This is a genomic window from Pseudomonas sp. AK181, assembly GCF_051122975.1.
Classification (GTDB): domain Bacteria; phylum Pseudomonadota; class Gammaproteobacteria; order Pseudomonadales; family Pseudomonadaceae; genus Aquipseudomonas; species Aquipseudomonas lactis.
Map to the genome: position 1 here is coordinate 342,594 of NZ_CP146348.1, position 26,355 is coordinate 368,948.

Sequence of the window (26,355 nt, forward strand, 5' to 3'; positions counted from 1 at the left end):
TGCTAAGCTTATCCACAATTGCTGGGGCAAAAATCAGCAATCCGTCCTGGGTCAATTTTCAATCGGCAGGGTGGGTCAGTTTTAAATCAGCGCCAACATTCCAAAGGCTTCTCCAATACACAGTTGGAGCGCACTGAGCCGGGTACGTTTCAGGAACTGGATATCATCTATCTGCTCCAGCGGGCATATACCTCCGAGCGGATCATCCATGGCCCGCTGAAGGTCTCCGATGGCGAGGAGCTGGCTGACGTAGTGGTAATGGGCGATGAAGTGACTTTACTGCTGCAGGCGAAGGACAGTCCCAATACCCCAGCGACGTTGAACACAACGCTTGAGAGAAAGCGAAAGAAGGCCATAGGTCAGTTGAAGAACGGCCTTCAGCAACTACGTGGCGCTATTTCAACGATCAAACGAGAAGGCAATCCAGCCTTGGCGCTTGTGGACGGCACGCCCTTGGACATTGATCTTGCTGCACGCCCCCTAGTGGGAGTTGTCGTGGTCAGAGAGTTTTTTATCGACAACTACGATGAATACAGCACCATGATTTTGAAGTTCATGGATGAGGTCGGTGTCCGCGTCCTAGCGTTCGATTACAACGAGTTCGAGGTCATGACCCGCCACTGCCCTTCGGAAGATGCACTGCTGTCAGCGTTCTTCCAGATTTCCAAATGCGCTGAGGAAAGGCGGATCTATCCCAGGCTGCGCTTCACGGATCTGCCGCCGCGCTAAATCGAATCGGACAAGTGGAGAGCTTCTCTGCTCGTACCCCACAACTCCCTTTCTACCCAGGCAGTTCTTTGAGCCAGTAACGCCTGACAGTCGCTTCAGGCAAACCCAGCGCTCGACTCACCTCCGCCTTCGACATGCCACTGGCCTTGAGCTCTAGCACAGCTCGGATTCGGTCTGGACTGCTGGGTTTGCCTCGCGTGCGCTTTACCAGCCCTTCACCAGCGTCCCAGTGCTTCTTCAGGCCCTGCAAGCCTCCCAGGGCTATGAAGCCCTCCAAATCCTGCGAAGCCTTCGCCATGACATCGATAGGTGACGACCCATCCTGGAGGGCCTGACACAGTGCGACCAGAGCCACGAGGTCGAAATCTAGGGTCAGCGCGATCTTGCTCAGCTTGACCAAAGAGACCTGCGTTTTCCCTTGCTCCAATCGCGACAGATTGGCTTGGGAACTGATCTCGGCGAGCTCCTCCTGGGCCGATCCTCTAAGGTCGCGCAGAGCTCGGACTATTGCTGCTATCTCGTTCTGCATGCTGAGCGCTCAAAACGAAGAATAGGGCCACAGCGTCATGCGTCGATAAATATCGAAAGTTGGCAATAATGGCGCCAATCGTTTATCGTGGGCCTACAGATGACAGCCTCGCCGCGTCCGGGCGACCGGCCAGGGAGTGATCAATTTATTAGAAAGTCGACGTCAGCAGGCTAGGGATGAAGCTTCACATACTGTCTGATTTACATTGTGAGTTCGCCGATTTCGTCCCCCCTGTGGTGGACTGTGACGTGGTCGTATTAGCCGGCGACATCCACGTGAAGTCCAGGGGGGCCAGATGGGCCAGCCTGGCCTTCAGCACGCCTGTCGTCTACGCCATGGGCAATCATGAGCACTACAGCGGGAATATAGATCGAACTCACAGCAAGCTGCTTGACGCTGCTGAGGCGCACGTCCACGTCTTGGAAAATCAGGTTTTAGAGTACGGTGATGTGCAGTTTCTCTGTGCTACGGCTTGGACAAGCCTGGCCGCGACCGGAGACCCAGTAGCTGCTTCTTGGTGTGCTCGTGACTCACTGAATGACTTTCGCGCTATCCGTGTCGGTGAACAGTATCGGCGTTTGCGCCCTGACGACCTGATCGCGAGAAATCGAGAGACGAAGGAGTGGTTAGAGGCTCAGCTGTCTCTGCCATTCAACGGTAAACGTGTAGTTGTGACTCACCATCCGCCTCTTATGAAGTTCGTGAGTGACCAAGGAGCCGATCCTCACTTGCGAGCAGCCTATGGAAACAATTGGGATGGCCTGATGGATTTCAAGATCGATCTATGGATCTTTGGCCATACCCACGAAGCTGTGGATGAGGTTGTTAATGGCGTCCGGTTTGTGAGTAATCCTCGTGGTTATCCCACCGAAGAAACTGGCTTTCGGCCAGACCTAGTTGTCAGTGTATGAAGCCTGACAGGGCTGCCGGCGTTTAGCTTTTTTCAGTAAGTGAGTAGGTTTCAAATTCGAACGTGATGGAGAATCCATGAGTTGTCTGAATTCCCAGGACTGGACGGCTGAGGGCGGAATACGACTGCCCAGTCTGGTGTCAGCTAAGTTGGCGATTGCGCAGGCCCATGATTGGGGTGCACTAGTGGACGCGTATCTGGTAGATGCAGCTGAAGTTGGCGATCGTTTCGTTGCGTATGTGTATGGCGATCTTTCAGGGCAACTGGTTGATGGGATGACAATTGTCACACCCCCTAGTGAGGTGATAGCGGAGGTCGAAGGCATGGCGTTATTGCGGACAGTGTCAGGCAACGATCATTACGTCATGGTCAGCCGATTGCCTGCCGCCGCTTGAGTGCCCCCGCGTCGTCGAGGCCGCTGTCTCAGCCTGCTTCAGTAGGCCCCACCGTCATCTAATCCATTAATAGTTAATGTGTGTTTAAGGGAAGAAGCATGTCCGAGTTAAAGAAATTGACATTGACTGTTAAGAACTATGATGCTCAAGCGAGCGGTGATCTAGACGCTCTCTATCGACGTGTTAGATATGAAGATGAACACGGCGCTACGCTCTATTTCAAGGAGGTTGTGATGCTGAAGTATCTTGCGAAGCATGGTGCTTTGGCGACTGATGTTCCGCGAACTTGGTACTATAAACATGCCTCAAAGAAATCGATAATTGTTGTCGCTTTTGAGAAGGCTGGTGGGAAAGTTGAGTGCGACTTGGATGATCTGCGAATTATTGCAAGGTCGACTTTGGTAAAGGGTGTGGTTATTTCGCTAGCAGCGGTTCCAGCTGGGATTATTGCTGCAACGGCCACCTTTGGAGTTGGGCTTGTCATTATTCCTATGTTTTTGTGGTATGGGTACAGGAACGTCTTCAAGCTTCCGAAAATGCTGGGTCGAAAAACGCTGGTGGATGATTTTTCAAAATTTGGCGTTACTCTTCGGTAGATTGGTTATTTGGTTGTTGAGCTTGATTCTCGTTAGAGTGGCTGGCTGTCTTGCGGACGGTGACCAGCGAAGGAAACTCAGATGAAGACCAGTGCCGTAATCTTTGACGCCTTCGGAACGCTGGTAGAGATACAGCAGCCGACACATCCGTTTCGACAGTTGCTTCGAGAGGGGCGACGCCAAGGCCGCTTGCCTCGCGCTGATGACATTCGAGCGATCATGACCCGTCGCCTTTCTCTAAGCGAGGCTGCGCTGGCCTTTGGTATCAAGATCTCGCCCTCCCAGCTTGCATTTCTCGACCAATGCTTGGAGGAAGAGCTGGCAAGCATTCAGCCTTATCCAGACGCGGTTGAGGCCGTTGGGCTACTGCAAGCTGCAGGGGTGAGACTGGCCGTATGTTCAAACCTGGCAATGGCCTACGGCCCCGTAGTGGAAAGGATTTTCCCGCACCTTGGGGCCTATGGTTTCAGCTATCGCATTGGTGTTATGAAACCGCAAGCCGGCATCTACCAGCACACCTGCGATCTGCTTAATGTCCGGCCAGAAAATGAGCTCAGTGGTAAGAGACGGATCGTCATGATTGGCGACTCAGAAAGGTGTGATCGGGATGGGCCTGCCCTGGTCGGTATCAAGGGTTACCTGTTGCGCAGGAATGGAGGCGGGGCTTCCAATCTTTCCCATTTTGCACAATCAGTGCTGAGTGATACGTAGCTGCTAGCAGATCCTCAATTCGATGGTAAGCGTTGCGTCTGAGCTAAAGGGCCGCGCCACGAGGTGGCCCTGCCAGGATGCCCCCTGCACAGAGTACGAGGGGCGACCAGACCAGTATCACCAGAGGGTGAAGCATGAATGAGCTTAGGATTGTCGGGCGATGCGTTCGCTCCCCGATCGGCTGCTGGAGTGCTAGGCATCGCTGTTTTCAGGCGCGTTACGAGCAGGTCTTCTCAATCGCACTTGAAGTGTTTGGAAGCCGAAAGAAGGCGCAGCGATGGCTTGTAAGATCTGTAGTAGGTGTAGGCCGTCAGACACCCTGCAGGGTGCTGTGCACACCTATGGGATTCACAATTATCCATGACGAGATTATGCGGCTTGATCACGGCATACGTGACTAATCCCATTTAGCCAGTCATTTGGCAGGGAGAGCAAGGCTCGTAATAAAGCTTATTGCTACTAGAATGCACATTCCAACTAACAGCGGAATTGATCCAAATCTTTCTAGAGCAAGTGCTGCTGCTACGGGGCCTACAGCCTGGGCAATCAGCATCGGGCGAGCCAGCAGCCCCATACGTGCTCCGTAGCCATCCGCGCCGAATAGAGCCAAGGGTAATGTTCCGCGAGCAATGGTCAGAATTCCATTACCTGCTCCGTAAAGCGCCAAGGCTACGAAGGCCAGCCACGGGATGGCCGGTAACAGCAGCGCAATACCCACCCCGCATAGCAGGATGGCGATACGAGCCGACCAGGTAGGGTGTAGGTTTCGCCCAATCGAAAACTCTGCAAGGCGTGCCATGACTTGAGATGGCCCAATCATCATTCCTATGGCCAGTGCTGTTGAAGTTGCGATGCCAAGCAGTTTTAGCACATCAAGTAGGTGGACTGAGACGGAAGAAATAACCAGCGACTGGAATGTCAGCAGCGCTGCCAGCAGGATGAATATGCGATTGGTTAATTTGCTGGAACTAGGAATGGACGGGGGACTTGTAAGAGGTGCAGATTCGGCTGGGGGGCCTTTCTCGCTGGGAATTGTCAGAAGATGGATTGGTAGTCCAACTACCAGGTGCATTGCGGCTAAGGCAAAGCAACTGTACCTCCACCCGATCTGGTGCTCTAGGCCTGCGATCAGTGGCCAGCCTAAGGTGCTGGCAAACCCACCTAGCAAGGTTAGACCAGTCATCGAGGCACGTGCGTGGTCGCCAAGTAGTCGTCCGAGTGTCGAAAAAGCTGCGTCATAAAGGCCAGCAGCCATGCCCGCACCGATCAGCGTCCATGCTAGGTAATAAACGGCCAAGTTACTGGCCAAGCCCATCAACAGCATACCCATCGCCAACAATAACGAGCTAGCTGCCAACACGGGGCGTCCCCCATTTCGGTCGATCCATCGTCCCACCATGGGCGAGCAAGCTCCTGCGACCAGCAGTCCCCATGACAATCCAATTACTACGCTCGTAACTGACCATCCTGTTTCTTTGGTGATTGGTGTCGCAAGAACTGCTGGCAGGTAATAGGTCGAACTCCAAGCGAGGATTTGTGCGATTCCTAATGCCCACACAAGCCTGAATCTATTGATAGGTTGCTGGCTGCTTTCTAGGTTTTTCACTAGCTACGGACTCTTGTGTTTTTCAGACGTAGGCTGCTCAGTTTTGCGTTACGAGCGTGGGGGCGGCTTCCAAATTACGAACTCGCTTTAGCAAATACCGAAGTATTTGTTCGGCATCAGGCCCCACGCCTCGTAGGGTTGCAGAGGCGAAGTTGCGTAGTTTGGGCAAGCCTACAAAGTACAAGCCTGGAACATGAACGGCTCGCCCGTCGCGCTGCGCCACTCGTCCCTGCTCATCCATTACTGGAAGGCCTTGGAGAAATGGCAGGTTCGGACGATAGCCAGTGGCAAAAATCAGGCTATCAACGGTTTCATGCTGCCCTTCGGCCCAAATAACGCCTGTTGAAGTGACCTCGGAGAACATTGCTGCTTGATTGAAGTATCCGGATTTCAGAGCCTTTCTGTACGTTCCGTCGTCCAGTACAGGCGTGCTTTGATCGTTTAGCCACTTAGTTTTCTCCAGGCCTGTCCATTTCAGCCAAGTATGAAAATCTGCTCCTAATATCCGTTGTGGCGCGAATCGAATCGCCTCTCGCGTGGCCAGAGTCACGGTTGCAACTTTGGATAGATCGTAAGCGATTTGTACAGCGGAGTTAGCGGCGCCAACTACGACAATGCGTTGTCCACTAAATGCTTCTGCATTCCGATAATGAGCACTGTGAAGCTGAGTGCCGCTGAAGTTTTTGAGCCCAGGGATATCGGGCACGTAGGGACGGCTGAAGGCTCCTGAGGCCACGACCACCGCTCTCGCCCAAAAGCGTTGTCCGTTCGTTGCAGTGATCCGAAATCCTTCGCCTTCCTGACCTACGTTCGCGACCCTAATCCCTTGGAGAATAGGTAGCCGGAAGAAGTCGGCATACCGTTCGAGGTAACGCACGACTTCATCTCTAGTAGGGTAGTGGCCTGCTGCTCCAGGGAAAGGAAGCCCCGGAAGAGAGGAATATGCTGCTGGTGAGAACAATTCAAGGCTGTCGTAGTAATTACGCCAGTTCCCCCCAGGCTGCGATTGCTCATCAAAAATGCGGAAATTGAGGCCGTGCTGCTTCAGGTGCCAACCGGTAGCCAACCCTGCTTGGCCAGCACCAATGACAATAACATCCAACATCTGACTGCTTATGTTCATGTATGCGCACTCATGCACGTATTTATGCAAAAAAAGGCTCAGACCTTTTCGCCTGGACAGCACAGTGGAACGATGCTTTTGGTGTGGATGAGGATGGCCTCTAGACGCTTGATAATGGCTGGGCCGTCCACTTCATAGAACATCTGGCGCCCTACCTTAGTGGCTCTAACGATCCCCGCCTCTAGTAGCACCTGAAGGTGGCGAGACACAACCGAACGCTCTTGAGGTAAGTCAGCCGCAATTTCAGTGACATCAGCACGGCCTAGTAGCATTACGCGCTTCAGCACTGCGATTCGCGGTGGCTCACAGAGGGCTTTGAAGAATGCACCGTCCAGCGACTCTATGGCGGCCTCGATTGCCTGGGTTCGGTTCAGTAATAAGGTCATGTAGCGACTATATGTGTATGTACGTGCACATGTAAAGGTCGGGTCGACAAAGCACGACCTGCCAGCACTCCGGAGGGCCGTGCCTATCTACTGACGAGCAACACCTCAATCCAGGTGCCAAACGTCTCAATGGGATGATCGGCCAACCTTCTGCTGCTAGGTTATCGGTAGCGTCTACAATCAGCCATCGTCCAGCGGTAACGCCTTGCACATGTAGCAAGCCGAGCCAGGGCAAAGCCCCCTGAACTGCTCCGTCTGAGAAATCAGAGGCGGCGCAGAGCCTCGCTGGTTCAGTGCGTAGCCCTGCCGTTCAAAAAAGCCTGATGCAGTTGTTGTCAGCAAATGAAATCGAGCGATTCCCTGCCCGGCGGCTATCGCTTCAATGACTCGAAGCATTTCAGCTCCAACCCCTTTCGATCTGTATGCGGGCTCCACGACCAGAGAACGCAGCAACCCGTCCGTACCATGCGTTTCGAATCCTCCCCATGCGACCGTCTCACTGTCCAGCGTGAACTCAAAAAAGGTTCGGCCAGGAAGATCAATATCGTCTGATGGAAGGTCAGCAGATTTCAGTGCATCGCGAAAGCGCTGCCATTGCCCTGCGGCTATTTCCGTTGCCTGGATCATCATCACCGTCTCCATCCTTTCATCTCCTTTGTGCCGCTTTGCATGGACTGTTACGGCTCAAGCCGAAGCCGAAGCCATCATATTCGCTTTACCGAATATCTGCCAAAGCGTATATTCGATTTTCCATATGCATCGAGTCTAGTCATGACCCCTGCTATCAAAGTGCTTTTCGTGTGCGTTGCCAACTCAGCCCGCTCCCAGCTCGCAGAGGCTTTGCTGCGTCACACCGACCCGCGCTTCGAGGCCTTCAGCGGAGGATCCCAACCCTCTGAGGTTGATCCGCGCACGATTCAGGCGTTGGAAGTGGTTGGAGTCGATGCAACGGGCCTGCGAAGCAAGTCCATCAGCGAGTTTCAAGCTGATCGATTCGATTACGTAATCACTCTTTGCGATAAATCCGCCAGCGAGTGCCTACCAATGCCCAGTGCAGGTGAAGTCATTGCCTGGGACTTTCCTGACCCAGTAACGAGCGATGATCCCGGTGCATTTCGCCACACGCTCCACGACATCCACGAGCGCATCAAGCTCTTCGTTTTGGTCAAGACCAAACACCTGGAGGATCTATGACAGAACCCATGAACCCCACCACGTTATTCAAGTGCTTGGCGGATGACACCCGAGCCAAAATTTCCCTGCTTGTCGTGAGCGAAGGCGAGCTGTGTGTCTGCGAGCTGACGGCGGCACTCGACCTGAACCAGCCGAAAATTTCTCGTCATTTGGCCCTGCTGCGTTCTGCTGGTTTGTTGATGGATCGCCGGCAAGGTCAGTGGGTGTACTACCGCCTGAACCCCGATTTGCCTGCGTGGGTAACTGCGGTTTTGAAAGAAGTCGTAGACGCCAATCAGCAATGGCTGGAAACCGAGACTAAACGCCTGTGCGGTATGAACGACCGTCCGATCAACCAGGCCGTGTGCAGCTGATTCACGCCCAACCGGATTAACGAAATGCTGATTGCCGTATTGATATTTATCGCCACCATCGTGCTCGTCATCTGGCAGCCCAAAGGGCTCGGAGTTGGTTGGAGTGCCACGTTGGGTGCCATCGTGGCGTTGCTGGCAGGCGTCGTTACTCTTGCAGACATACCCGAGGTCTGGCGCATCGTCTGGAATGCTACCGGAACTTTCATCGCGGTCATCATCATCAGTTTGCTGCTTGATGAGGCAGGCTTTTTTAAATGGGCTGCGCTGCATGTGGCCCGATGGGGAGGCGGAAGCACCCGCAAGCTGTTCGCATTTATCGTCCTGCTTGGCGCAGCGGTGTCGGCCCTGTTCGCCAATGACGGAGCAGCATTGATCCTCACACCCATTGTGATCGCGATGTTGCTGGCGTTGCGTTTTTCTCCTGCGGCTACTTTGGCATTCGTCATGGCAGCCGGTTTTATCGCCGACACGGCGAGCTTACCGCTGGTGGTTTCCAACCTGGTCAACATCGTTTCTGCTGACTACTTCGATATCGGCTTCAACGAATATGCTTCGATCATGGTGCCGGTAAACATCGTCAGCGTGGCAGCGACATTAGCCATGCTGCTGTGGTTTTTCCGCAAAGATTTACCAAAGACCTATGACCTCAACCAACTGAACAATCCGGACGAGGCAATCCACGACCGGGCCACGTTTGTAGCCGGCTGGTGGGTGCTGGCACTACTCCTGATCGGCTTCTTTGTCATTGAGCCATTGGGGGTGCCAATCAGCGCCATTGCAGCGGTCTGTGCGTTCATTCTCTATGTCATCGCGGCTCGTGGTCACGCCATCAACACAAGCAAGGTGCTCAAAGAGGCCCCATGGCAAGTGGTGATTTTTTCCTTGGGTATGTATCTGGTCGTCTATGGCCTGAAGAACGCGGGCCTGACCGACCACATCGCGCAGATCCTGAACGTGTTCGCCGGTTATGGCGTTTGGGGCGCGTCCCTGGGTACAGGGCTGCTAACAGCATTGCTGTCTTCGATCATGAACAACATGCCTACGGTTCTGGTTGGCGCCTTATCCATTCATGCCGCCGAAGTCGATGGTGTTGTCCAGCAAGCGATGGTTTACGCCAACATCATCGGCTGCGACCTGGGCCCGAAGATCACCCCAATTGGGAGCTTGGCAACTCTGTTGTGGCTGCACGTGCTCGCCCGGAAAAATATAACGATCAGCTGGGGTTACTACTTCAAGACTGGGATCGTGCTGACCTTGCCTATCCTCGTCGCCACCTTGTCTGCCCTGGCATTGCGCCTCAGTTTTTGAATCAAGGAATCGTCTGATGAAAGTCTTGTTCATGTGCACCCACAACAGCTGCCGAAGCATTCTGTCCGAGGCGCTGTTCAATCACCTTGCGCCTGGAAGCGTAGAAGCGGTCAGCTCAGGAAGCTTTCCCAGTGGCCGAGTGAATCAAAGGGCACTGCAGACGCTTGAGGCAGCGGGTATCTCTACGGCGGGCCTAAGCAGCAAGGCTTCGGATGCTTTTGAAGGCTCGCCTCCCGACATCGTGATTACTGTCTGTGATCGGGCTGCAGGAGAAGCATGCCCCATCTTTTTCGGCCCAGCTTTGAAGGCGCATTGGGGGCTGGCCGACCCGTCTGAGGCTAGCGGGTCGGAAGCCGAGATCACAGCAGCGTTTGAAACCACACTGGCCAAAATTCACGAACGCGTGAGCGCATTTCTTGCGCTGCCACTGAAGACCATCAGCACTGACCAGTTGAAAGCTGAATTGAATCGCATCGGTTCGCTTTAAAGATCAACCGAGGCGGCCCCAATCAGGCGCCGCCGTAGGAGTTTGTATGCAAGACGCATTGCCGAACGTACACGCCGACCTGATCGACATTCCTTCGCTGGAGCAACTGTCGCCTCGTACTCCATCGCTCCATAAACCTCGTATTCTTCTGCTGTATGGATCAACGCGAGAACGCTCATTCAGCCGGTTAGTCACGCAAGAGGCGGCACGCCTGCTGAATGAGTTTGGCGCTGAAACCAAGATCTTTGACCCATCAGGTCTCCCGCTGCCGGATGACGCTCCCGATACACATCCCAAGGTCTCTGAGCTGCGCGAGCTGATGCAATGGTCTGAGGGGCAGGTGTGGTGCTCCCCTGAGCGTCACGGCTCCATGAGCGCAGTATTCAAAGCCCAAATTGACTGGGTACCGCTGGCGATGGGCGCTGTACGGCCTACGCAAGGCAAAACCCTTGCAGTGATGCAGGTCTGCGGCGGCTCGCAATCTTTCAACGTGGTCAATCAGCTGCGGGTACTGGGCCGATGGATGCGGATGTTCACCATCCCAAACCAATCTTCGGTGGCCAAGGCATTTACCGAGTTCGACGAGGCAGGTCGTATGAAGCCGTCCTCGTACTACGACCGACTCGTGGACGTGATGGAAGAGCTGATGAAGTTCACCCTGCTGTTGCGGGATCGCCAGGATTATTTGGTTGATCGGTACTCCGAGCGCAAAGAGTCCGCCGAAGAGCTTTCCAAACGCGTCAACCAGCGCTCCATCTAACGTCAGTGCGAGGAAACTGTATGAGCCAGATCACGATCTATCACAACCCGCAATGTGGCACCTCTCGCAACACCTTGGAGCTGATCCGCAACAGCGGAGAAGAGCCGACTGTTATCGAGTACCTACAGACCCCACCTGACCGCACCACGCTTGTCAGGTTGATCAAGGATATGGGTATTGAGGTGCGGGCCCTGCTTCGCATCAAAGGCACTCCTTACGAGGAGTTGGGACTGGTCGATACGTCACTTACTGATGATCAGCTCATCGATGCCATGATGGCTCACCCCATCCTGATCAATCGCCCCATCGTCGTGACGCCCTTGGGCACACGCTTGTGTCGTCCGTCAGAGGCAGTCCTCGACCTTCTGCCGCAAGAGCAGCGCGGCAGCTTCGTCAAAGAAGACGGACAAGTCGTCATTGATGAGAATGGCCGCAGGGTTTAAACCGATGTAAAGCAGATGGGCCTGGGGGGATGCTGGTGAATCAAAACTCGAAATTTGATGTAGTGGTCATTGGCGGTGGCCAATCCGCGCTCACCGTAGCCTATTTCTTGAGGCGTACAGGCCTTTCCTATGTATTACTCGACGCCGAGTCAGCACCGGGAGGGGCCTGGCGGCATGGGTGGGATTCTCTCCGACTATTCTCGCCGTCTGCTTGGAGCTCAATTGCCGGCTGGCCCATGCCAGCAGTATCCGAGGGGACTCCTGGGCGGGACGATGTTATTGACTATCTAACTCTGTACGAGCGTCGATATGACTTTCCCATCATCCGATCCACGCGGGTAAACCGTGTCGAGAAAATCGAAGACGGATTACGGGTTGTCTCCGAGGACAGAGCCTGGGAGGCCAAAGCGGTTATCAGTGCAACAGGCACCTGGAGCCGCCCATTTATCCCAAGCTATCCCGGACAGGAGTTGTTTTTAGGGCAGCAGCTTCATTCCGCTCATTACGTTGGGCCGGATGAGTTTGAGGGGAAAACTGTCCTTGTCGTCGGTGGTGGCAACTCGGGAGCCCAGATTTACGCCGAGGTTTCCAAAGTGGCTCAGGCAACCTGGGTAACTCAAGAAGTCCCAAAGTTTCTACCTGATGAGGTTGATGGGCGCGTCCTGTTCGAACGAGCTACTGCTCGATTGAAGGCGCAACAGGATGGTGTGGAGCCTGAGCAGCCCGCTGGAGGGTTGGGCGACATCGTAATGGTGTCATCGGTGAAAGACGCTCGTGAACGCGGTGTATTGAGCGCAGTACGGCCATTCACGCACTTCACTTCGACAGGCGTTGTGTGGTCATCAGGAGACGAAACAAAGGTGGACGTTGTCATCTGGTGCACGGGATTTTCTCCCGCGCTCGACCACCTGAGCAGCCTGGGCGTTGTAGGCCTGGACGGTAAAGTGGCTGTGGACGAAAATCGAAGTGTTGCGTCACCCAATTTGTGGCTGATGGGTTACGGCGATTGGACGGGGCTCGCCTCTGCGACATTGATCGGAGTAACCCGCACCGCTCGGGATGTAGTCAACCAAGTCCAAAGCTATCTCACTAGCGAACCCTGATGTCTCGCGACGCAAATCGAGTGTGCCTACTGTGATGCGACTTCAAGCTCAGGAAAGAGAATAGGCTCCAGTGGAGGAGTTGCCGGACACAGCCCGAGTCGCCAGTAGCCGACGTCGTGCCATTTCCCAAGCTTGAAGCCTACCTCCGGATATGTGCCGATGTGGACGAACCCCAGCGACTCGTGCAGGCCCACACTGCCTTCGTTTGGCTGCGCAATTCCGGCGTACGCTGCGCGAAATCTCTGCTTATCAAGAATCGGAAGCAAGGTCTCATAGAGCTCACGGCCAACTCCCTGCCGGCGAGCCGATTCAGCTACATAAACCGTCACGTCAACAGCCCATCGGTACGCCGGACGAGCCCTGTGCTGGCTTGCGTAGGCGTAGCCCTTGATCTCGCCATCATCTTCAGCCACTAGGTAGGGATATGTCTGAAGTGTCGTCGCTATCCGCTGAGCAATTTCCTCAACGCTTGGCGGGGTCTCTTCGAATGAGATCGCTGTATTTAGAACAATGGGAGCATAAATGCGCTGGATGGCTTCTGCGTCGGTGATTACTGCCGTACGAATTTTCAAACCCTTTACAGCCATCGTGAATGATCTCTCGTTGAATAGCCGTCGTTCGGCACTCGGATTCTAACTACGCTCGCCGCAGCGATGCATTTCTGACTGAAGCCGGTGACTGGTATGACTTAGAGGCAGAAACGACCGGCATGGCCAATGTACCTGCTGGGCGCGCTCGTAGGCGATCAAAATTCGCATTTGGTGAATCGAAACTCATAAATGTTAGCGTTTTCGCTTGCTTTAAAGCATTTTTTATAGGTTTTCGAGGATTTTTGAGTGAAAACTCAGATTGACAAATAGGCAATTTATTTACCGTTCGTCGGCAATGTCCATTTTATTTTCACCCCCCCCTCTTGAAAATTTTTAAGCGAGACGGAGTTCTTATATTTGAGAGCAAGATAAAAGCGGCAGTGGCCCAGGCACCGCTTTTCTCACAGGATTTCGCCGGCTTTTACATCTGATATTTACGGCTTCTAGATCACACGGTTTTGAGGACTGAAGGTGAATTTGAGGTTGGAATGGGTGGGCCGGGGGCCAAGGAGAAATCGCTTTACTTTGCAGCCGCAGGCTGCTGCTTACGCTTTGACGTCAAACCAATAGGGCTTTTTTGCTGGGATCAGTCCGTCTGAAATTCCACCCGTCTCGTACAACAGGCGTCTGCAAACGTCCGCCCCCGTCATATTTCTAACGAAATGCATTTGCTGACCCTTGTACGCACTTTGAAAATTCGAGCCTGTAAACCAAATTTTTACACTGTAAACTCCTGTGATTAACACGTTAAAAAATTGGTTTACAGGGTGCACCTGAATTCTGGCCGCGCTTGGGTGCTATGTTGCCAATTTATGGATAATGCGAGCCCGACATCGGATCCTATGACCCCACTGTCTGATGGTCAGCTCTGGTCTCTTGCCTGCGAAGCCTATGGGGATGATCTCCCTGTAATCCTTCGATCGCTTTTAAGCGCCTACGAGCGTCGTCCTGGGCTGAATAATCCTATCCGTGTTCACAGGTCGGTCATCGGCGTTGATGGCTTTACTGCGCTTCGAGAGGCCCTTGTTACACAGCGCTCCAATGGTTTCCATCAGCTCGACGGTTGCTTGGAAATCCGTGAACCTTTGGCTTGGCATCTCGTACGCCATCTGCAGCAGAAGCTGATCATCGATGGGCATGCCCCTGCTTCAATCCGCGACCAGCGTTTTGCGGCAGACCTGGGGCTTTGACCTTGTCCAGTTGAGACACCTACGGATTCCGGACTTGCAGAGGCTTGCAGCGGACGAGCTCATTTGTGATAGCCCAAGCGCTGAGGTTTACGGGTATAGCTTGAAGTCGCTGCCCTCATGCCACTGGCTAGGATCGATATCAGTGATTTCTAGCCCGTAGGTGCGCAGGAGCCAGCGTGTTTGCTCGCCGTATTCACTTCCAGGCTCACTGCGGCCATGCAGCGCAATGCGATTGTTTACCAAGGCGATATCACCTGGCTGCAGAGGAACAGCGATTGCGCAGTCAGCACATGCGTGTTTCAGAGCGTCCATTGCCTCCTGCGCGGACTTGTGGCCGATGTCAGCAATCTGCGTGGTGCTGTGGCTGAATCGGATCCACCAGCTTCCATTCATTTGGAAGAGAAGCTGCGCATCATCGACATCAAGTTCGTCGCCCAGGATGTCTACCATCCCATCCTGGAAGGTCAGTTGCGAACCAATGATGTACTGGGGCTTCTGGAGTTCGTCGATATGCTCTTGGCTCAAGTGCGCCATGAGGTGGTCAAGAGGCATAACCGTAGTCGGAACTTGCTTCGGGTTGCGCAGTGCCGACAAGCACACAAAGTCTGGAGAGGGTGCAATGCGTTCATTCAGGGGGTCGCGGTATCCCCGCAACGGGAAGGTCACTCCATCGGTGTGCCCACTCATCTTGTCCGCCGATTTGACTGTGAATTTACCTCGGCCAGGCGGGAACACCACCAGGTTCACGAACAGATCGCCTCCGTTCTCGGAGCCATAGGAAACCGTGGCGGAATTGATAGCCGCAAGGCACGCGATCGCAGTGACTCGGGCAATGACCGTGCCTTCTGCTTCAGGCACCGGGCAAAAATCAATAGGGGTATCGGGTAGGTCATCTGGCCGGAAGATACCCTCCAGCGTCAGGCAAGGCTGTGCCCATGCAAAGGCTTGCACCTCTGCACAGCTGCTCCCCCGGCTATTGAGCTCGCGTTCGATCGCAGGCTGCAGCTCACGCCCCAGATCGCCGGGGCGCGCCAGGTACTCAAGCACTTGCTCGTAGGTCACGTTCGCTCGCCATTCGCTGACTGCGACACGCACTGCTTCTGTAAAGATTGCCTGGATCAATTGTGTCCCTACACGCGCGAGTGATATAAAAGTGATGTATGTCAGCGTGATTATCACGCACGATCTCACCAGCGACCAAATCCGTCTATGAAAATGCCCAAGCTTCAGCCTGCCGATTATCTCCAAGGGTGCGCTAGTTTCCTAGCCTGCCTTAAGCCATTCATGCACTTGCGGGAGACCTCCCAGGGCATTGAGTGTGAGATGACACTGGCTAATGGCCAGCCTGTAGTGGTCACCGGCAAGGACGAACCGCACCTGCTGCTTGGCTTGATGTCCGTACTCGTCGAACTGATTCCTCAAGTTCCAGCCGACGAACGGTTAGCGATGCCACCTGTCTCACGCACAGTGCCTGCGGATAAGCAGACTTTGGAGGCGACCATGCAACCTACCGCTACTACCAAAATCACCGATGAACGAACACAAGCTGCCCGCTTGCAAATTGGTTTAACTACCAAGGTCTCGCTTCATGAGTTGGTAAGACGCGTAGCAAAACGCCGTGGGGTATCGCTGTCGATCGCTGCGCGAGATCTGGTGCAGGACGGGCTGACCCGGTTCGATAAAGAATCAAGGACAGTAGACCCTTCGGAGCTGCTGACTGATTACGAGCGCACTGCCAATGATTACGCAGGTGCCGATTCGGAGAGTTGGATCATCCGGGCTGACAGGCGTCTGGTGATGAGAACGCGCTTACGCGCAGGTGAATATGAGCGCTCGTTGTCATCATTCACCAACTTCCTTCTCGCCAACGCTTTGAGCCATTGCCCTCACGCTGCTGCTGTGCGTGAGGCAACGACTAATTCGATTACCCGTGATGAGGTTGTCGTAGAGGCTATCAAGGCGATCGAGCAGGTCAGTGGGGTAAAAGCCCGTGCTCTCGCTCCTCAGATCGATCTAGGTGAGCAACGCGGCCTGACCAACATGATCCTTGGTGGTTCTGTACTGGCGCCTGCGCGAGTCCTGGCGAAGCTGGCTGTCGTTTTGAAGAAGCCTTTGGATGTTGTGTCGGTAGCCTTGGAGCGTCGGTTCGCCACCCAATGCGTTCCAGCTTTCAAAGCGACTGATGGAAAACCCACCGTGCAAGCGGAACGCAAGGCGTGGAGTGTCGCAGTCAAAGAGCTTCAGCTGCCGGCTGAGGAACAAGAGCGTCTCCTGAACCTAGAGGGCTAAGTGTGAATCCATTCGACCGGGCACGTCGGCAAGCATTCGAAACCCGAGAAGCCCTGGTCGGATTGGCCGCTTCTCTAGGTGGCGTCAGCTCCTCTGGGCTCTTGGCTCATGTTGAGGACACGCTCGAAATCGCGATTGAGCGCTTACCTTTCGGGCACCCAGAGTTGGGTGGCGGCAGCGGGGTGCTCAAGCGAGAAATTCAAACCATCTACATCCGCAACGATGTGTCTCCAGGAGAAACGGCCTATCTCATCGCCCATGAGTTGGGTCACTGGTACCTCGACGGCGATCGCCCTGCACAGACGGTCGCTCATCTGACCAGCATGACGGATTCCTATGGGAGTCAGGCTACGGTGGCGGTGGAAGCATACGGTGCTCGTGAGCGCTTGGAGCTTCAAGCAAACGTGTTTGCTCGTGAGCTTCTGCTACCCCGTGGTGTCGCAAGCCAACTGTTCCATAGCGGTACTGGTGCCACGGTCATCGCGGCCACTCTGGAGGTACCGCTGGAGATCGTTCGTCTTCAGCTATTCGACGGCATTTTGCTCCCCATATTGCCTCCTGCTCCACCTCCTCCTCTGCCGCTTATGACGCAGGGGCAGCACGATGCTGCTACCGCGTCCGAAACCTTCGTCAACGTTGTTGCCGGGCCGGGTACTGGTAAAACGACGACACTGATCCATCGCATCAAGCACCTGGTCGAGCGCGGTATCCCTCCCAGCCAAATCTTGGTGCTGACCTTCACGAACAAGGCGGCTCATGAATTGGTTGAACGCCTGAAGGTGTCTGGCATCGCCGGAGCCGCCGACGTGTGGGCCGGGACTTTTCATGCATTCGGGCTCGAATTCCTTCGCAAATACCATCAGATTTTCGGCCTGGAGTCCGACGTTCGGCTCGCAGATCCGCTGATGCAAGTTCGCCTGATGGTGAGCACGCTGCCCAAGGTGCGGCTCAAGTATTATCTGAGGCTACAGAACCCGTACGATTGGCTACCTGGCGTTCTGGGCCATATCAAACGACTCAAGGAAGAATGCCTCACAGTTGCCGACTACCGCACGCGCTTGGCTGCACTTCCGCCCTGCGAGCCGGATGTAGCCAATGAGCGCGAAGACATCGCCACCCTGTTTGAAGCGTACGAAACAGCAATGCGAGCTGAGCATTTGGTCGACTACGTTGACCTCATTGCCCTCCCTGCATCCCAGGCCAAGCGGGATAGAACAAGCGTTGCTCAGTACATCGACCATTTCTCGCACGTACTAGTGGACGAGTATCAGGATGTCACCGAGGTGATGGTCGACCTCCTTCGTCAATTGGCGCTGAATGCTCAATCATTCTGGGTCGTCGGTGATGTGCGTCAGGCCATTCACCATTGGCGAGGCGCGTCGATCCGTAGCTTGATGCACTTCGACACCACGTTCTTGAGCACCATTCCAGGAGCAACGGTGCGCCGCTACGCTCTCGACCTGAATCGGCGAAGCACGCCTGAGATCTTGGAGCTATTTTCCTGCGCAGGCATCCATCATGCACTGAATGACCGGATGCCTCTGGAACCAGTCACGGCGTATCGTCCCTCGATCGGGGTCATACCTACCCTGTATGAGTGCGACTCCAAGCCCTCCCAAGCCGTCACCATCGCTCAGCGCATTGATGGGCTGGTGCAGAGGGGTGTCCCGTACAGGGATCAAGTCGTGATCAGCCGCAAATCGGCAAACGTTGAGCAAATTGTTGAAGCGCTTGAAAATCTGAATGTGCCAGTGCTGCACATCGGCGATGTCTGCCAGCGCCCTGAGATAAAGAAGCTGCTGTGCCTGATGGAACTGCTGTGTATGCGACAGCCGCGTTCACTGGTCGGGCTGATCTCTGAGCCAGCGTTTCGAATGCCGCCCCAAGACATTGAGCACCTCATATTCCTGACCCGCAAAGGCGCGGGATTGAGCATGCAGCGAGGCCGTTGGCTATGGCTGCCTACGCCAGGCCTCTCGCCCGCTGGCCAGCAAGCCAAGTCAAATTTGGCGTTGCTGTTGAGAGGGCTCAAGCGGAATTCAAGGCCTTGGGATTTTGTCGCCAAAGTACTGCTCGATCAGCGCTACGGTCTTCCAAACCCTGCTGATCAGACCATTCAGGCCCATACTCAGCGCTTGGCAACATGGCTGTTCGTCTATGCCGTACGCAATGGTGACGGAGATATCCGCCAGGCACGGCTTTCCCAGTTCCTGCTTCGCGAGGAGCTTCGCCGTAGGATTGGAGAAAAACTAGGGGATCGCGGTTTACCGCCTGAAGCGCGAGTCCTGGATGCGGTGAGCGTTATGACCGTGCATTCCAGCAAGGGGCTTGAGTACCCAGCAGTTCACGTCACCGATGTTGACGACGCGTCATACGGCGCCAATCGACCCTATGCATACGATGTGCGGGGGTTGGATCTCATCCCTCCCGAAGTTTTGAACAGCACTGGGTCAGAGTTCATGTTCGAAGAGCGGGTAGAGCGCAATAACCTGCTCTATGTCGCCCTGTCTCGGGCCCGTGATTACCTGTATCTCTATGAGATCAGTGGGTGGCCACGTCCAGTTCCGCTCAATCGCGCTGCTCCCACTAGTCTGGTTAAGCGCTTGGGGGTGAAGGTACCGCCCGCACCCATCATACCGCTGCCGTTGGCTAGCAGCACCGTGGTACCCACTGTGAGCTATGAGGCGTTCCAGGCCTACATGAGCTGTCCCCTCCAGTACCACTATCGCTATGAGCTAGCGCTCACTGCCGAGCAGGAAATCGACGTCTCGATCCGTGCTCGCTGGGCGATTATGGACATGCTGTTGGCCGTGGCGAGGGACGGCACTGACCCCAACACGGCATTCCAAGCTGCATGGGCGTTACGCGGACTTCCAGATAGGGCAGAAGACCCTGGCTTGATGGATGATGCGATTGCCGCCGCCAAGCGTGGGCTGGTGGTGGTTAACAGCGTCGGCGGTGCCGTCGAAGAAGGGATGGTTTCTGAAGTCAACGGTGTGCGCATTGAGCTCCCTTGGATGCTCGTCGATAAAGGGCAGCTGCACTGGATTCGAGCTCAGACGGGGATCCCATACACCCTGAGTCACCTACGGCCCATGATGCTCGATATCAATGGCTCTCGAAGGCCGAGTGCGAAGATCTACTCCATTATCACTGACCAGTACGTGATGGATGGCCCTTCCAAGCAGGCCGCGAGCACGTCCGTATACAAGATGGCTCAACGTTTTGCCGCAGGTGATCGATCCGCCTCCAGAGGTCGGCATTGTGGGCGCTGCGCCTATCTGAGCATCTGTGCCAGTATCCCCTGATCAACCTCAAGGGCTTCTGTGTTTCATCGCCATGGGGCTATCTCTCAGAGACGCGGAAAGCTGTGCGCTGAGATGAGACGGTAGCTTGGCCACCATTACACAAGGATAGTTTTGGGTATGACCTACATTAACTTGCCGAGTAATCAGCAAGCTGCAATCAGCGACGTAGACGAGACAGCGCTTCGGACAGCTGTGCGCAAGTGCCTGGATGAAGAGCGTATGGGGCCGATTCATGGCCTTGGGCTCAGTGACTGTGGCCCTTACGTGGGTACCAAGCTTCACGCATTCCAACAAGCGATCGCTGAGTACGGCAAGGCCAAGGCCCATGCCAAGCGCGAACGCACTCGACAGGATGCGCTGCATGCCGGCAATGACCTCATTCACGCTGTGCAGCAGATGAAGGGTCGGCTTGAAACTGAGCACAAAGAGGGGGAGCTGTTTTTCATTGATGATCAGATCAGGCCGCCTTTCCATCTCAGCAAGCGACTGTCAGTGCAAGTGTCATTCCGCTGGCGAGCGTCACCGTCTTCGGACTGGAAGCACGGGCACCTGACGTTCGTCTACGAATTCTCCCCTCAGCCCAGCTATACCTTGCCGATGCCCAAGCGCAAGCCCAGCGCGGCGGAGGCAGCCAGGGATCTAGAAGACAGTCTTAACCGAGAATGGGAGCGTTTGAAGGCTCAGGCGCTTTTCTCTATGAGAGAGTTCTTCCGCGATGGCGGCGATGGGGATGCGGTGCCAGAGGTGTTCGCGGTGAGGCCTAGTGCCTACGGCGGGGGCCTGAATAACTTCAGCTGTAATTTTTGGCAGCCCGAGAGGCCGGTACCCTGAATTCGAGCAAGCATCAGCCTAGGTTGCTATGGCTGATGTGAGCAATCGCTCGCGTACCAAGTCTGCGTGGGCCGGGGAGCATTAGGAGATTCAAGCCTCAACTGAAGTGGTTTTGCCCCTATTTTGTTGGCATCCGCTTCATCTGAAATAGCCAGCCCTCACTTCCCATCATGGGATTTCACCTTGTATAACGCAGGTCGTGACGCTATAGTGGGTGTGCGGGAAATAAGAGCAGGGCTCCGAGATCATCAGGCGAAATTGGATCTGGAGTGTGGATTGCACGGAGACGCCATCCGTGTGGTAGCGGCATCAGACTTCGGTCTGTTGGCATGTGACCCAACCCCTAGGGGTTAGCTAAGCAAGCGCTGCGACTACCATCCCGCATATCTTCTTCAGTCAAGGGCGCCAAATCTGGCGCCTTTGGCGTTTCTGGGATTTGAAAACCCTCAATCATCCCGACAGCTTTCCCGTTCGGCGTACGGTTGCGATAAGCCGTCACCACGCTGTAATAGAGCTGGTCATCGCCGATAGGCCAAGCTGCTAATACTGCACACCCTTTGCGACCCCGGAGCACGATCAGTCGCTCGTTCCCCTTCATCGAGTCAAACTCACAAACGATGTTTGAGCCATGCACGATGATGTCGGACACAAAACGCGGTACGTCATAGACCGTTGGGTAGCCCCACTTTACTAGGTCATGGCCACGCTCTTGCCAGATGTGGCGTACACCGAAGCCTTTGTGGGGCCCGATGTGCTTGCCCGCCCTGAGGTAGATATCCCCGCCAGGCTGTTGCAATAACTGGCTGGTGACCTTCACCAATCCCCAGGATTCCAGGCCTGTGGAGGGGTGAGCAATATTGAAATCTTCGTGATGGTCGAACTCGACCGGTATCGCCTGAGGCGGCGGCGCCTTGAAACGTGACATGCCAGCAATCCTTAACTACTTGATGGCTCCATTCTCACGTCACGACTGGCCGTGTCAGAACCGCACTTTCCCATTTTACAGAATTTAGTGATGCCGATGGTCATTGGGTTTCTGCGGCGAGTACTCTGGATGGAGAAGCTGAGTCGGGGTGATCCCTAGAATCGTGCAGGTGGCTCGATGACTCAAGGTGTGGGATACCTCAGAGGCCGCCGAGCACTGCTAACACGATAGCCATTAAGGCTTAGGTACTTTGCCGGCTGATTCGCAGGCCTCCATCGTCGAGTCGAGTATGAATTGGCGTGGAGACTTGTTCAGCATGTTGGCCGCTTTGTTGACTTTGTCGGTCTGGTTGACCCCAAAGGTAACCAAAATGGGTTTGCCAGCGATGGCGGGTGGAGCGGATTTGCGGCTCATTTATTTTTCCCCTGTTCCAAAACCTGTTCCGCTTTCTGCAAAGTCGCCTGCTTAATGAGCTTGTTCACGGAAATACGTTTGCCGGTGCATCGCTCCATCAAATCAAGTTGGCGGTTTACCGAATCGGCTTCCTCCTGGGTGAGTGACAGGCGTTGCTGGCGCTTCATCGTGTATTGCTCTGAGTATTCACCGGCAGCGGGGGTAGGCGCTGCTGCCTGTTGTGCTGCAGGATCTGCAGCGATGTGGGGGTTGAATGTCGTCATTCGTGAAGTCCTGTATGTGGGCTTGGCCCAGTTTTTTGCTGAATGGGTGAGCCAGTCCATGGGAGCCTGGCTCATTTGCCCTGCCAGTGCTGCGACACGTTTGCGGCGTAGGCTCGACATCGGCGGGTGAAGCAACCATAATCGTTGCTCATGGGTTTGTCACCTGTTTTGAAAAGTAAACGTTACGAGGCGTGTAAACGTGTCTGAGAGCAAAGTCAAAAAGGCAATCAGCGTCCGATTCGATCCAGTGGAGTACGCGAATTACTCGGCTATGGTCGAAAATGCGGGGGTAGCCGTGAGCGACGGCCTTCGCTACCTGGTGACGGAAAAGCTGCAGCAAGCGGAAGAGGCCGACATGAAGAAATTTCATATCAGCTTCGATTTTCGATGGAAGGAGCGTGACGTTGCTTTTCCTGAGCACGTCGGGAATATGCTGGTGACGGTAACCCCTCCCCGCGAGCTATCGGACGATTTCTTGCAGCGGCTCATTTTTGTCATCCCAGAGTTTTGGGATGACTCAGGGTCGGGATTGAAGGAGATGTTCCGTATCGACTCAGCCTATTTCCACAGAGTCACGGCAGAGCCCCACCATAGAACGAGTGCCAAGGCCTCAAGAAATGTCCTGAGCTTCCATCTCCTCAAAAGCCGATGGAGATCTGCCATATTCGACTATGGCAGCGGGTACAAAGCAGAGGAGCTAGAAGATCGAATTCGCTCAGCGGTTACGTCTCACTTTACCCAGACTATCCGGCTTTACCTTATCGATCATCTTCCAGCGTCTCGGGTACTGCCAGAGGAGCTGTTCAACGAGATGATGAGTTTTCGCGACGAAAACACTCTCGATCAGATGATGGCTTTAGGGTAGATGTCGCTTGGTGTCGCGAGAAGACGTCCCTGGCCAGCTGTGGGTGTGTACCCGTGCCAAGGATGCATCAAGTCTCTCTGGTGTATTGAGCGCCCCTGCAGGAGGCTGCGTGTGGCCGCCACTGATCATAGGACGCCGGCTCCAGCTAATTTCAGCTGTTACGCAGCCAGGTATCAATCTTGTGGTGTAGCGACTGGAGAATTGCATTCCACTTGGCCGCCCGTTTGCAAGAGACTTGACCGGCGAACTGCATGCCCTCGACCGGCTGGAGTCGACCAATAGCTGCCCTCGGCTGGGGGCAGCTAACGGCCGATTCTGTTGAAAAAGTCGGTCTGCCCAAACTGCCTGATCATTGACTGGTGAGAACGCCTTTTTTGCACGCAGCTACGTGAAATCCGAGTCCGGAAGCCCCTGCCAAAAGTAAAGATTTCAATCTCGGACGCGTACTTTTCTGATGCGCAAACCATGGCCGACTTTTTCAACAGAATCGGCCAAAAGCGGCCCTCCAGCTTTAGAAATCTAAAGCGCATGAAAGAAGCATTTCTGTCGCTGACAACATTGTGCAGCTCCTAAAGCCCTTATTTGCGCACGACCACTCCTCCTACAGTCGGACTCACCAATATCCGTGTTTCGATGCGCGGCTTCCCAAGCGCCAAGATCTTGATTAATGTAATCGTCATTACAAACTATATAGCTAACTCTACATGAATAATTGGCTGGCTCTGATTCTTGGCTTACCCACTGCCAATGCCACCGAACGCATGCGCGCCTGGCGTGCATTGAAAGCTTCTGGTGCTGCGGTTCTGCGCGATGGCGCGTATCTGCTGCCAGACACTGGCGTCTGCCGTGAAGCACTGACGTCTGTCGAGCGCGATATCCTCGCCATCAATGGCACGGCCTACGTTCTGCCGATCGTCGACCCTAGAGGTGAGCGCTTCGTCGAGTTGTTCGACCGTAGCGATGACTACGGTAGGCTTGGTGCGGAGATAGAAGAGTGCCGTGGACAGCTGAATTCTGAAAATGCCCTGGCGACGACCAAACAAATTCGTAAGCTGCGCAAAGCCCACGATCAACTGGTCAGCATCGATTACTTTCCAGGCAAGCCCAAGCAGCAAGTTGATTCGGCGTTGCAGGAGCTAGAGACGGCGGTCAGTAGAGCCCTGTCGCCGGATGAGCCACACAGCAGCAACCAACCAATAACGGCACTCAATCTCAGCGATTATCAGGGCCGTATCTGGGCGACCCGTAACCGTCCCTGGGTCGACCGGCTCGCCTGTGCCTGGTTAATCCGCCGCTTCATCGACCCGCAAGCTCAGATCGTCTGGCTGAAGACTCCACAGGACTGCCCAGTCGACGCCTTAGGGTTTGATTTTGATGATGCAACCTTCAGCCATGTTGGTAACCGCGTCACCTTTGAAACCCTACAGGCCAGTTTTCAAATCCAGATACAAGGTCTAGGTCGCATTGCTGCACTTGTGCATTACCTCGATATCGGGGGCATTCAACCCGTGGAGGCTGCCGGCATCGAACGTGTACTGGCAGGGCTGCGAGAAACCATTACCGACGACGACCAACTGCTGGCTGCCGCGTGTGCCATTTTCGACGGTCTGCTCGCCGGTTTTGTGAAAGAGGAGCAGCCCAATGAGTAAAGTTATTGCACCAGAGATTGAAGCGGATCCGTCGAGGCCTGAAGAAATTAGTCTGCGTGAGGCGTTCTGGTTCTGGTTGAAGCTCGGTTTCATTAGCTTCGGCGGGCCTGCGGGCCAGATCTCGATCATGCATCAGGAGTTGGTGGAGCGGCGACGCTGGATTTCAGAACGCAGATTTCTGCATGCCCTCAATTACTGCATGTTGTTGCCAGGGCCCGAGGCTCAGCAACTGGCGACTTACATTGGTTGGCTGATGCATCGAACGTGGGGAGGCGTGATCGCCGGCACGCTGTTTGTGCTGCCCTCACTATTCATCCTGATCGCGCTGTCGTGGATGTACATCGCGTTCGGCGAAGTACCCGTGGTAGCCGGACTCTTCTACGGCATCAAGCCCGCCGTGACGGCCATCGTGGTGCAGGCGGCACATAGGATCGGCTCTCGGGCATTGAAGAATAATTGGCTGTGGGCGATAGCGGCGGCTTCATTTACTGCGATCTTTGCATTCAATGTTCCGTTCCCGCTGATCGTCTTAGGGGCAGCATTGATTGGCTATTTCGGCGGGCGACTGGCACCTGAGAAGTTCAGAGCCGGTGGCCATAGCGCCGCCAAAAAATCCTTCGGCCCGGCCTTAATCGATGACGACACGCCGTCCCCGGAACATGCCCGCTTCAGCTGGTTGAAATTGGCCTCACTCGCACTGATTGGTGCCGTGCTATGGGCTTTGCCGATGGGTGTTTTGACCGCGCTCTTTGGGTGGGAAGGAACCCTGACCCAGATGAGCTGGTTCTTTACCAAAGCTGCATTGCTGACCTTTGGCGGTGCTTATGCCGTACTGCCGTATGTCTATCAAGGCGCAGTCGGTCACTATGGCTGGTTAACCCCGACACAGATGATCGACGGCCTTGCGCTGGGGGAAACCACGCCTGGGCCGCTGATCATGGTGGTGGCTTTCGTCGGCTTCGTCGGGGCCTATGTCTCGCAAGTGTTCGGGGCTGATCAGCTGTTTCTGGCCGGAGCTGTCGCAGCTGCCCTGGTGACCTGGTTCACCTTTTTGCCCTCGTTCCTGTTCATCCTTGCGGGTGGCCCTCTGGTTGAGTCGACCCACAACGAACTCAAGTTCACTGCACCGCTTACCGCCATCACCGCCGCCGTAGTTGGGGTGATCCTCAATCTGGCGTGCTTCTTCGGGTATCACGTGCTTTGGCCGAAAGGCTTCAGCGGCAACCTCGACTGGCCCTCTGCAGTAATCGCCATCGCAGCGGCAATAGCATTGTTCCGCTTCAAGCGCGGCGTCATTCAGGTACTGATGGCCTGTGCGCTCGCTGGTCTGGCAGTACATCTGCTGCGCTAGCTATCACGAGCGGATTAAACAGCGTCCGTCAGACACCCAGGCCCCTT

30 protein-coding genes are annotated in these 26,355 nt (G+C 54.9%); 20 read left to right on the forward strand and 10 right to left on the reverse strand.

Features of this window, described 5'->3' with window-relative positions; all coding sequences use genetic code 11:
• Positions 1-18 precede the first annotated feature (18 nt).
• On the forward strand, positions 19-729 hold the full coding sequence (locus V8689_RS01560; RefSeq protein WP_434520676.1) for a hypothetical protein: 711 nt from the start codon (positions 19-21) through the stop codon (positions 727-729).
• A 52-nt stretch (positions 730-781) separates the two neighbouring features.
• On the opposite strand, the gene V8689_RS01565 is transcribed toward V8689_RS01560, so the two are convergent.
• Entirely contained in the window at positions 782-1,258 is a 477-nt protein-coding gene (locus V8689_RS01565; RefSeq protein WP_093466079.1) for a helix-turn-helix domain-containing protein, read from the reverse strand.
• A 176-nt stretch (positions 1,259-1,434) separates the two neighbouring features.
• On the opposite strand from V8689_RS01565, the gene V8689_RS01570 reads away from it, so the two are divergent.
• From V8689_RS01570 to V8689_RS01590, 5 genes are all read left to right on the forward strand, one after another.
• A complete protein-coding gene (locus V8689_RS01570) occupies positions 1,435-2,169 on the forward strand; it encodes a metallophosphoesterase (protein ID WP_060548093.1) in 735 nt (244 codons plus the stop codon).
• A 76-nt stretch (positions 2,170-2,245) separates the two neighbouring features.
• Complete coding sequence (locus tag V8689_RS01575) at positions 2,246-2,563, forward strand: hypothetical protein (RefSeq protein WP_033901845.1); 318 nt, start codon at positions 2,246-2,248, stop codon at positions 2,561-2,563.
• 98 nt (positions 2,564-2,661) lie between these two features.
• Entirely contained in the window at positions 2,662-3,159 is a 498-nt protein-coding gene (locus V8689_RS01580; protein ID WP_033901917.1) for a hypothetical protein, read from the forward strand.
• A gap of 81 nt (positions 3,160-3,240) precedes the next feature.
• A complete protein-coding gene (locus V8689_RS01585; protein WP_169871359.1) occupies positions 3,241-3,870 on the forward strand; it encodes an HAD family hydrolase in 630 nt (209 codons plus the stop codon).
• A gap of 134 nt (positions 3,871-4,004) precedes the next feature.
• A complete protein-coding gene (locus V8689_RS01590; protein ID WP_082445504.1) occupies positions 4,005-4,271 on the forward strand; it encodes an antitoxin Xre/MbcA/ParS toxin-binding domain-containing protein in 267 nt (88 codons plus the stop codon).
• Between the two features lie 14 nt (positions 4,272-4,285).
• Here the strand turns inward: V8689_RS01590 and V8689_RS01595 are convergent, their stop codons facing one another.
• The 4 genes from V8689_RS01595 to arsN2 form a co-directional block, all read right to left on the reverse strand.
• Positions 4,286-5,476, reverse strand: coding sequence for an MFS transporter (locus V8689_RS01595; protein ID WP_082445503.1), 1,191 nt, complete (start codon positions 5,474-5,476; stop codon positions 4,286-4,288).
• 37 nt (positions 5,477-5,513) lie between these two features.
• A complete protein-coding gene (locus V8689_RS01600; protein WP_032856866.1) occupies positions 5,514-6,599 on the reverse strand; it encodes a flavin-containing monooxygenase in 1,086 nt (361 codons plus the stop codon).
• 38 nt (positions 6,600-6,637) lie between these two features.
• Positions 6,638-6,985 (reverse strand): ArsR/SmtB family transcription factor, encoded by a 348-nt coding sequence (locus V8689_RS01605; protein WP_032856864.1) that lies wholly within the window; start codon positions 6,983-6,985, stop codon positions 6,638-6,640.
• A gap of 180 nt (positions 6,986-7,165) precedes the next feature.
• Positions 7,166-7,627 carry an arsenic resistance N-acetyltransferase ArsN2 gene (gene arsN2, locus V8689_RS01610; RefSeq protein ID WP_032856862.1) on the reverse strand — a complete coding sequence of 154 codons (462 nt, stop codon included), beginning with the start codon at positions 7,625-7,627 and terminating at the stop codon, positions 7,166-7,168.
• A 129-nt stretch (positions 7,628-7,756) separates the two neighbouring features.
• Here arsN2 and V8689_RS01615 point away from each other — a divergent pair, with 129 nt between their 5' ends.
• The 7 genes from V8689_RS01615 to V8689_RS01645 are packed head-to-tail and all read left to right on the forward strand — an operon-like array spanning position 7,757 to position 12,633.
• The gene (locus tag V8689_RS01615) at positions 7,757-8,179 is read left to right on the forward strand and encodes an arsenate reductase ArsC (protein ID WP_032856861.1); all 423 of its coding nucleotides are present in this window, start codon (positions 7,757-7,759) and stop codon (positions 8,177-8,179) included.
• Positions 8,176-8,532, forward strand: a complete 357-nt coding sequence (locus V8689_RS01620; RefSeq protein WP_032856860.1) for a metalloregulator ArsR/SmtB family transcription factor — start codon at positions 8,176-8,178, stop codon at positions 8,530-8,532. The genes V8689_RS01615 and V8689_RS01620 overlap by 4 nt, the downstream gene beginning before the upstream one ends.
• A 24-nt stretch (positions 8,533-8,556) precedes the next feature.
• Positions 8,557-9,840, forward strand: a complete 1,284-nt coding sequence (locus tag V8689_RS01625; protein ID WP_054895962.1) for an arsenic transporter — start codon at positions 8,557-8,559, stop codon at positions 9,838-9,840.
• A gap of 16 nt (positions 9,841-9,856) precedes the next feature.
• A complete protein-coding gene (locus V8689_RS01630; protein WP_032856857.1) occupies positions 9,857-10,327 on the forward strand; it encodes an arsenate reductase ArsC in 471 nt (156 codons plus the stop codon).
• A 46-nt stretch (positions 10,328-10,373) separates the two neighbouring features.
• The gene (gene arsH / locus V8689_RS01635) at positions 10,374-11,087 is read left to right on the forward strand and encodes an arsenical resistance protein ArsH (protein WP_434520677.1); all 714 of its coding nucleotides are present in this window, start codon (positions 10,374-10,376) and stop codon (positions 11,085-11,087) included.
• Between the two features lie 20 nt (positions 11,088-11,107).
• Entirely contained in the window at positions 11,108-11,530 is a 423-nt protein-coding gene (arsC, locus tag V8689_RS01640) for an arsenate reductase (glutaredoxin) (protein WP_032856855.1), read from the forward strand.
• 29 nt (positions 11,531-11,559) lie between these two features.
• Positions 11,560-12,633 (forward strand): ArsO family NAD(P)H-dependent flavin-containing monooxygenase, encoded by a 1,074-nt coding sequence (locus tag V8689_RS01645; protein WP_054895961.1) that lies wholly within the window; start codon positions 11,560-11,562, stop codon positions 12,631-12,633.
• A 26-nt stretch (positions 12,634-12,659) separates the two neighbouring features.
• Here V8689_RS01645 and V8689_RS01650 read toward each other — a convergent pair whose 3' ends face one another.
• Positions 12,660-13,220: an arsinothricin resistance N-acetyltransferase ArsN1 family B gene (locus V8689_RS01650; protein WP_054895960.1), complete on the reverse strand. Its 561-nt coding sequence runs from the start codon at positions 13,218-13,220 to the stop codon at positions 12,660-12,662.
• 845 nt (positions 13,221-14,065) lie between these two features.
• On the opposite strand from V8689_RS01650, the gene V8689_RS01655 reads away from it, so the two are divergent.
• Positions 14,066-14,413 (forward strand): hypothetical protein, encoded by a 348-nt coding sequence (locus V8689_RS01655; protein ID WP_143129414.1) that lies wholly within the window; start codon positions 14,066-14,068, stop codon positions 14,411-14,413.
• Between the two features lie 87 nt (positions 14,414-14,500).
• Here V8689_RS01655 and V8689_RS01660 read toward each other — a convergent pair whose 3' ends face one another.
• Positions 14,501-15,475 carry a TauD/TfdA family dioxygenase gene (locus V8689_RS01660; protein ID WP_235378434.1) on the reverse strand — a complete coding sequence of 325 codons (975 nt, stop codon included), beginning with the start codon at positions 15,473-15,475 and terminating at the stop codon, positions 14,501-14,503.
• A gap of 261 nt (positions 15,476-15,736) precedes the next feature.
• Here V8689_RS01660 and V8689_RS01665 point away from each other — a divergent pair, with 261 nt between their 5' ends.
• The 3 genes from V8689_RS01665 (at position 15,737) to V8689_RS01675 (ending at position 20,841) form a co-directional block, all read left to right on the forward strand.
• Positions 15,737-16,702, forward strand: coding sequence for a hypothetical protein (locus tag V8689_RS01665; protein WP_096144210.1), 966 nt, complete (start codon positions 15,737-15,739; stop codon positions 16,700-16,702).
• A gap of 2 nt (positions 16,703-16,704) precedes the next feature.
• Positions 16,705-20,010 (forward strand): UvrD-helicase domain-containing protein, encoded by a 3,306-nt coding sequence (locus tag V8689_RS01670; RefSeq protein WP_042561606.1) that lies wholly within the window; start codon positions 16,705-16,707, stop codon positions 20,008-20,010.
• 117 nt (positions 20,011-20,127) lie between these two features.
• The gene (locus V8689_RS01675) at positions 20,128-20,841 is read left to right on the forward strand and encodes a hypothetical protein (protein ID WP_042561605.1); all 714 of its coding nucleotides are present in this window, start codon (positions 20,128-20,130) and stop codon (positions 20,839-20,841) included.
• A 343-nt stretch (positions 20,842-21,184) separates the two neighbouring features.
• Here V8689_RS01675 and V8689_RS01680 read toward each other — a convergent pair whose 3' ends face one another.
• The 3 genes from V8689_RS01680 to V8689_RS01690 form a co-directional block, all read right to left on the reverse strand.
• Positions 21,185-21,766: a hypothetical protein gene (locus V8689_RS01680; RefSeq protein WP_052491577.1), complete on the reverse strand. Its 582-nt coding sequence runs from the start codon at positions 21,764-21,766 to the stop codon at positions 21,185-21,187.
• 234 nt (positions 21,767-22,000) lie between these two features.
• Entirely contained in the window at positions 22,001-22,180 is a 180-nt protein-coding gene (locus V8689_RS01685) for a hypothetical protein (protein WP_042561604.1), read from the reverse strand.
• Positions 22,177-22,443 (reverse strand): hypothetical protein, encoded by a 267-nt coding sequence (locus tag V8689_RS01690; protein WP_042561603.1) that lies wholly within the window; start codon positions 22,441-22,443, stop codon positions 22,177-22,179. Before V8689_RS01690 ends, V8689_RS01685 begins: the two co-directional genes overlap by 4 nt.
• Positions 22,444-22,642: 199 nt before the next feature.
• Between V8689_RS01690 and V8689_RS01695 the strand changes: the two genes are divergently transcribed.
• From V8689_RS01695 to chrA, 3 genes are all read left to right on the forward strand, one after another.
• Positions 22,643-23,308, forward strand: a complete 666-nt coding sequence (locus V8689_RS01695) for a hypothetical protein (RefSeq protein WP_052491576.1) — start codon at positions 22,643-22,645, stop codon at positions 23,306-23,308.
• A 704-nt stretch (positions 23,309-24,012) separates the two neighbouring features.
• Complete coding sequence (locus V8689_RS01700; RefSeq protein WP_042561601.1) at positions 24,013-24,957, forward strand: chromate resistance protein ChrB domain-containing protein; 945 nt, start codon at positions 24,013-24,015, stop codon at positions 24,955-24,957.
• On the forward strand, positions 24,950-26,308 hold the full coding sequence (gene chrA / locus V8689_RS01705) for a chromate efflux transporter (protein WP_042561600.1): 1,359 nt from the start codon (positions 24,950-24,952) through the stop codon (positions 26,306-26,308). Before V8689_RS01700 ends, chrA begins: the two co-directional genes overlap by 8 nt.
• Positions 26,309-26,355: the final 47 nt, after the last annotated feature.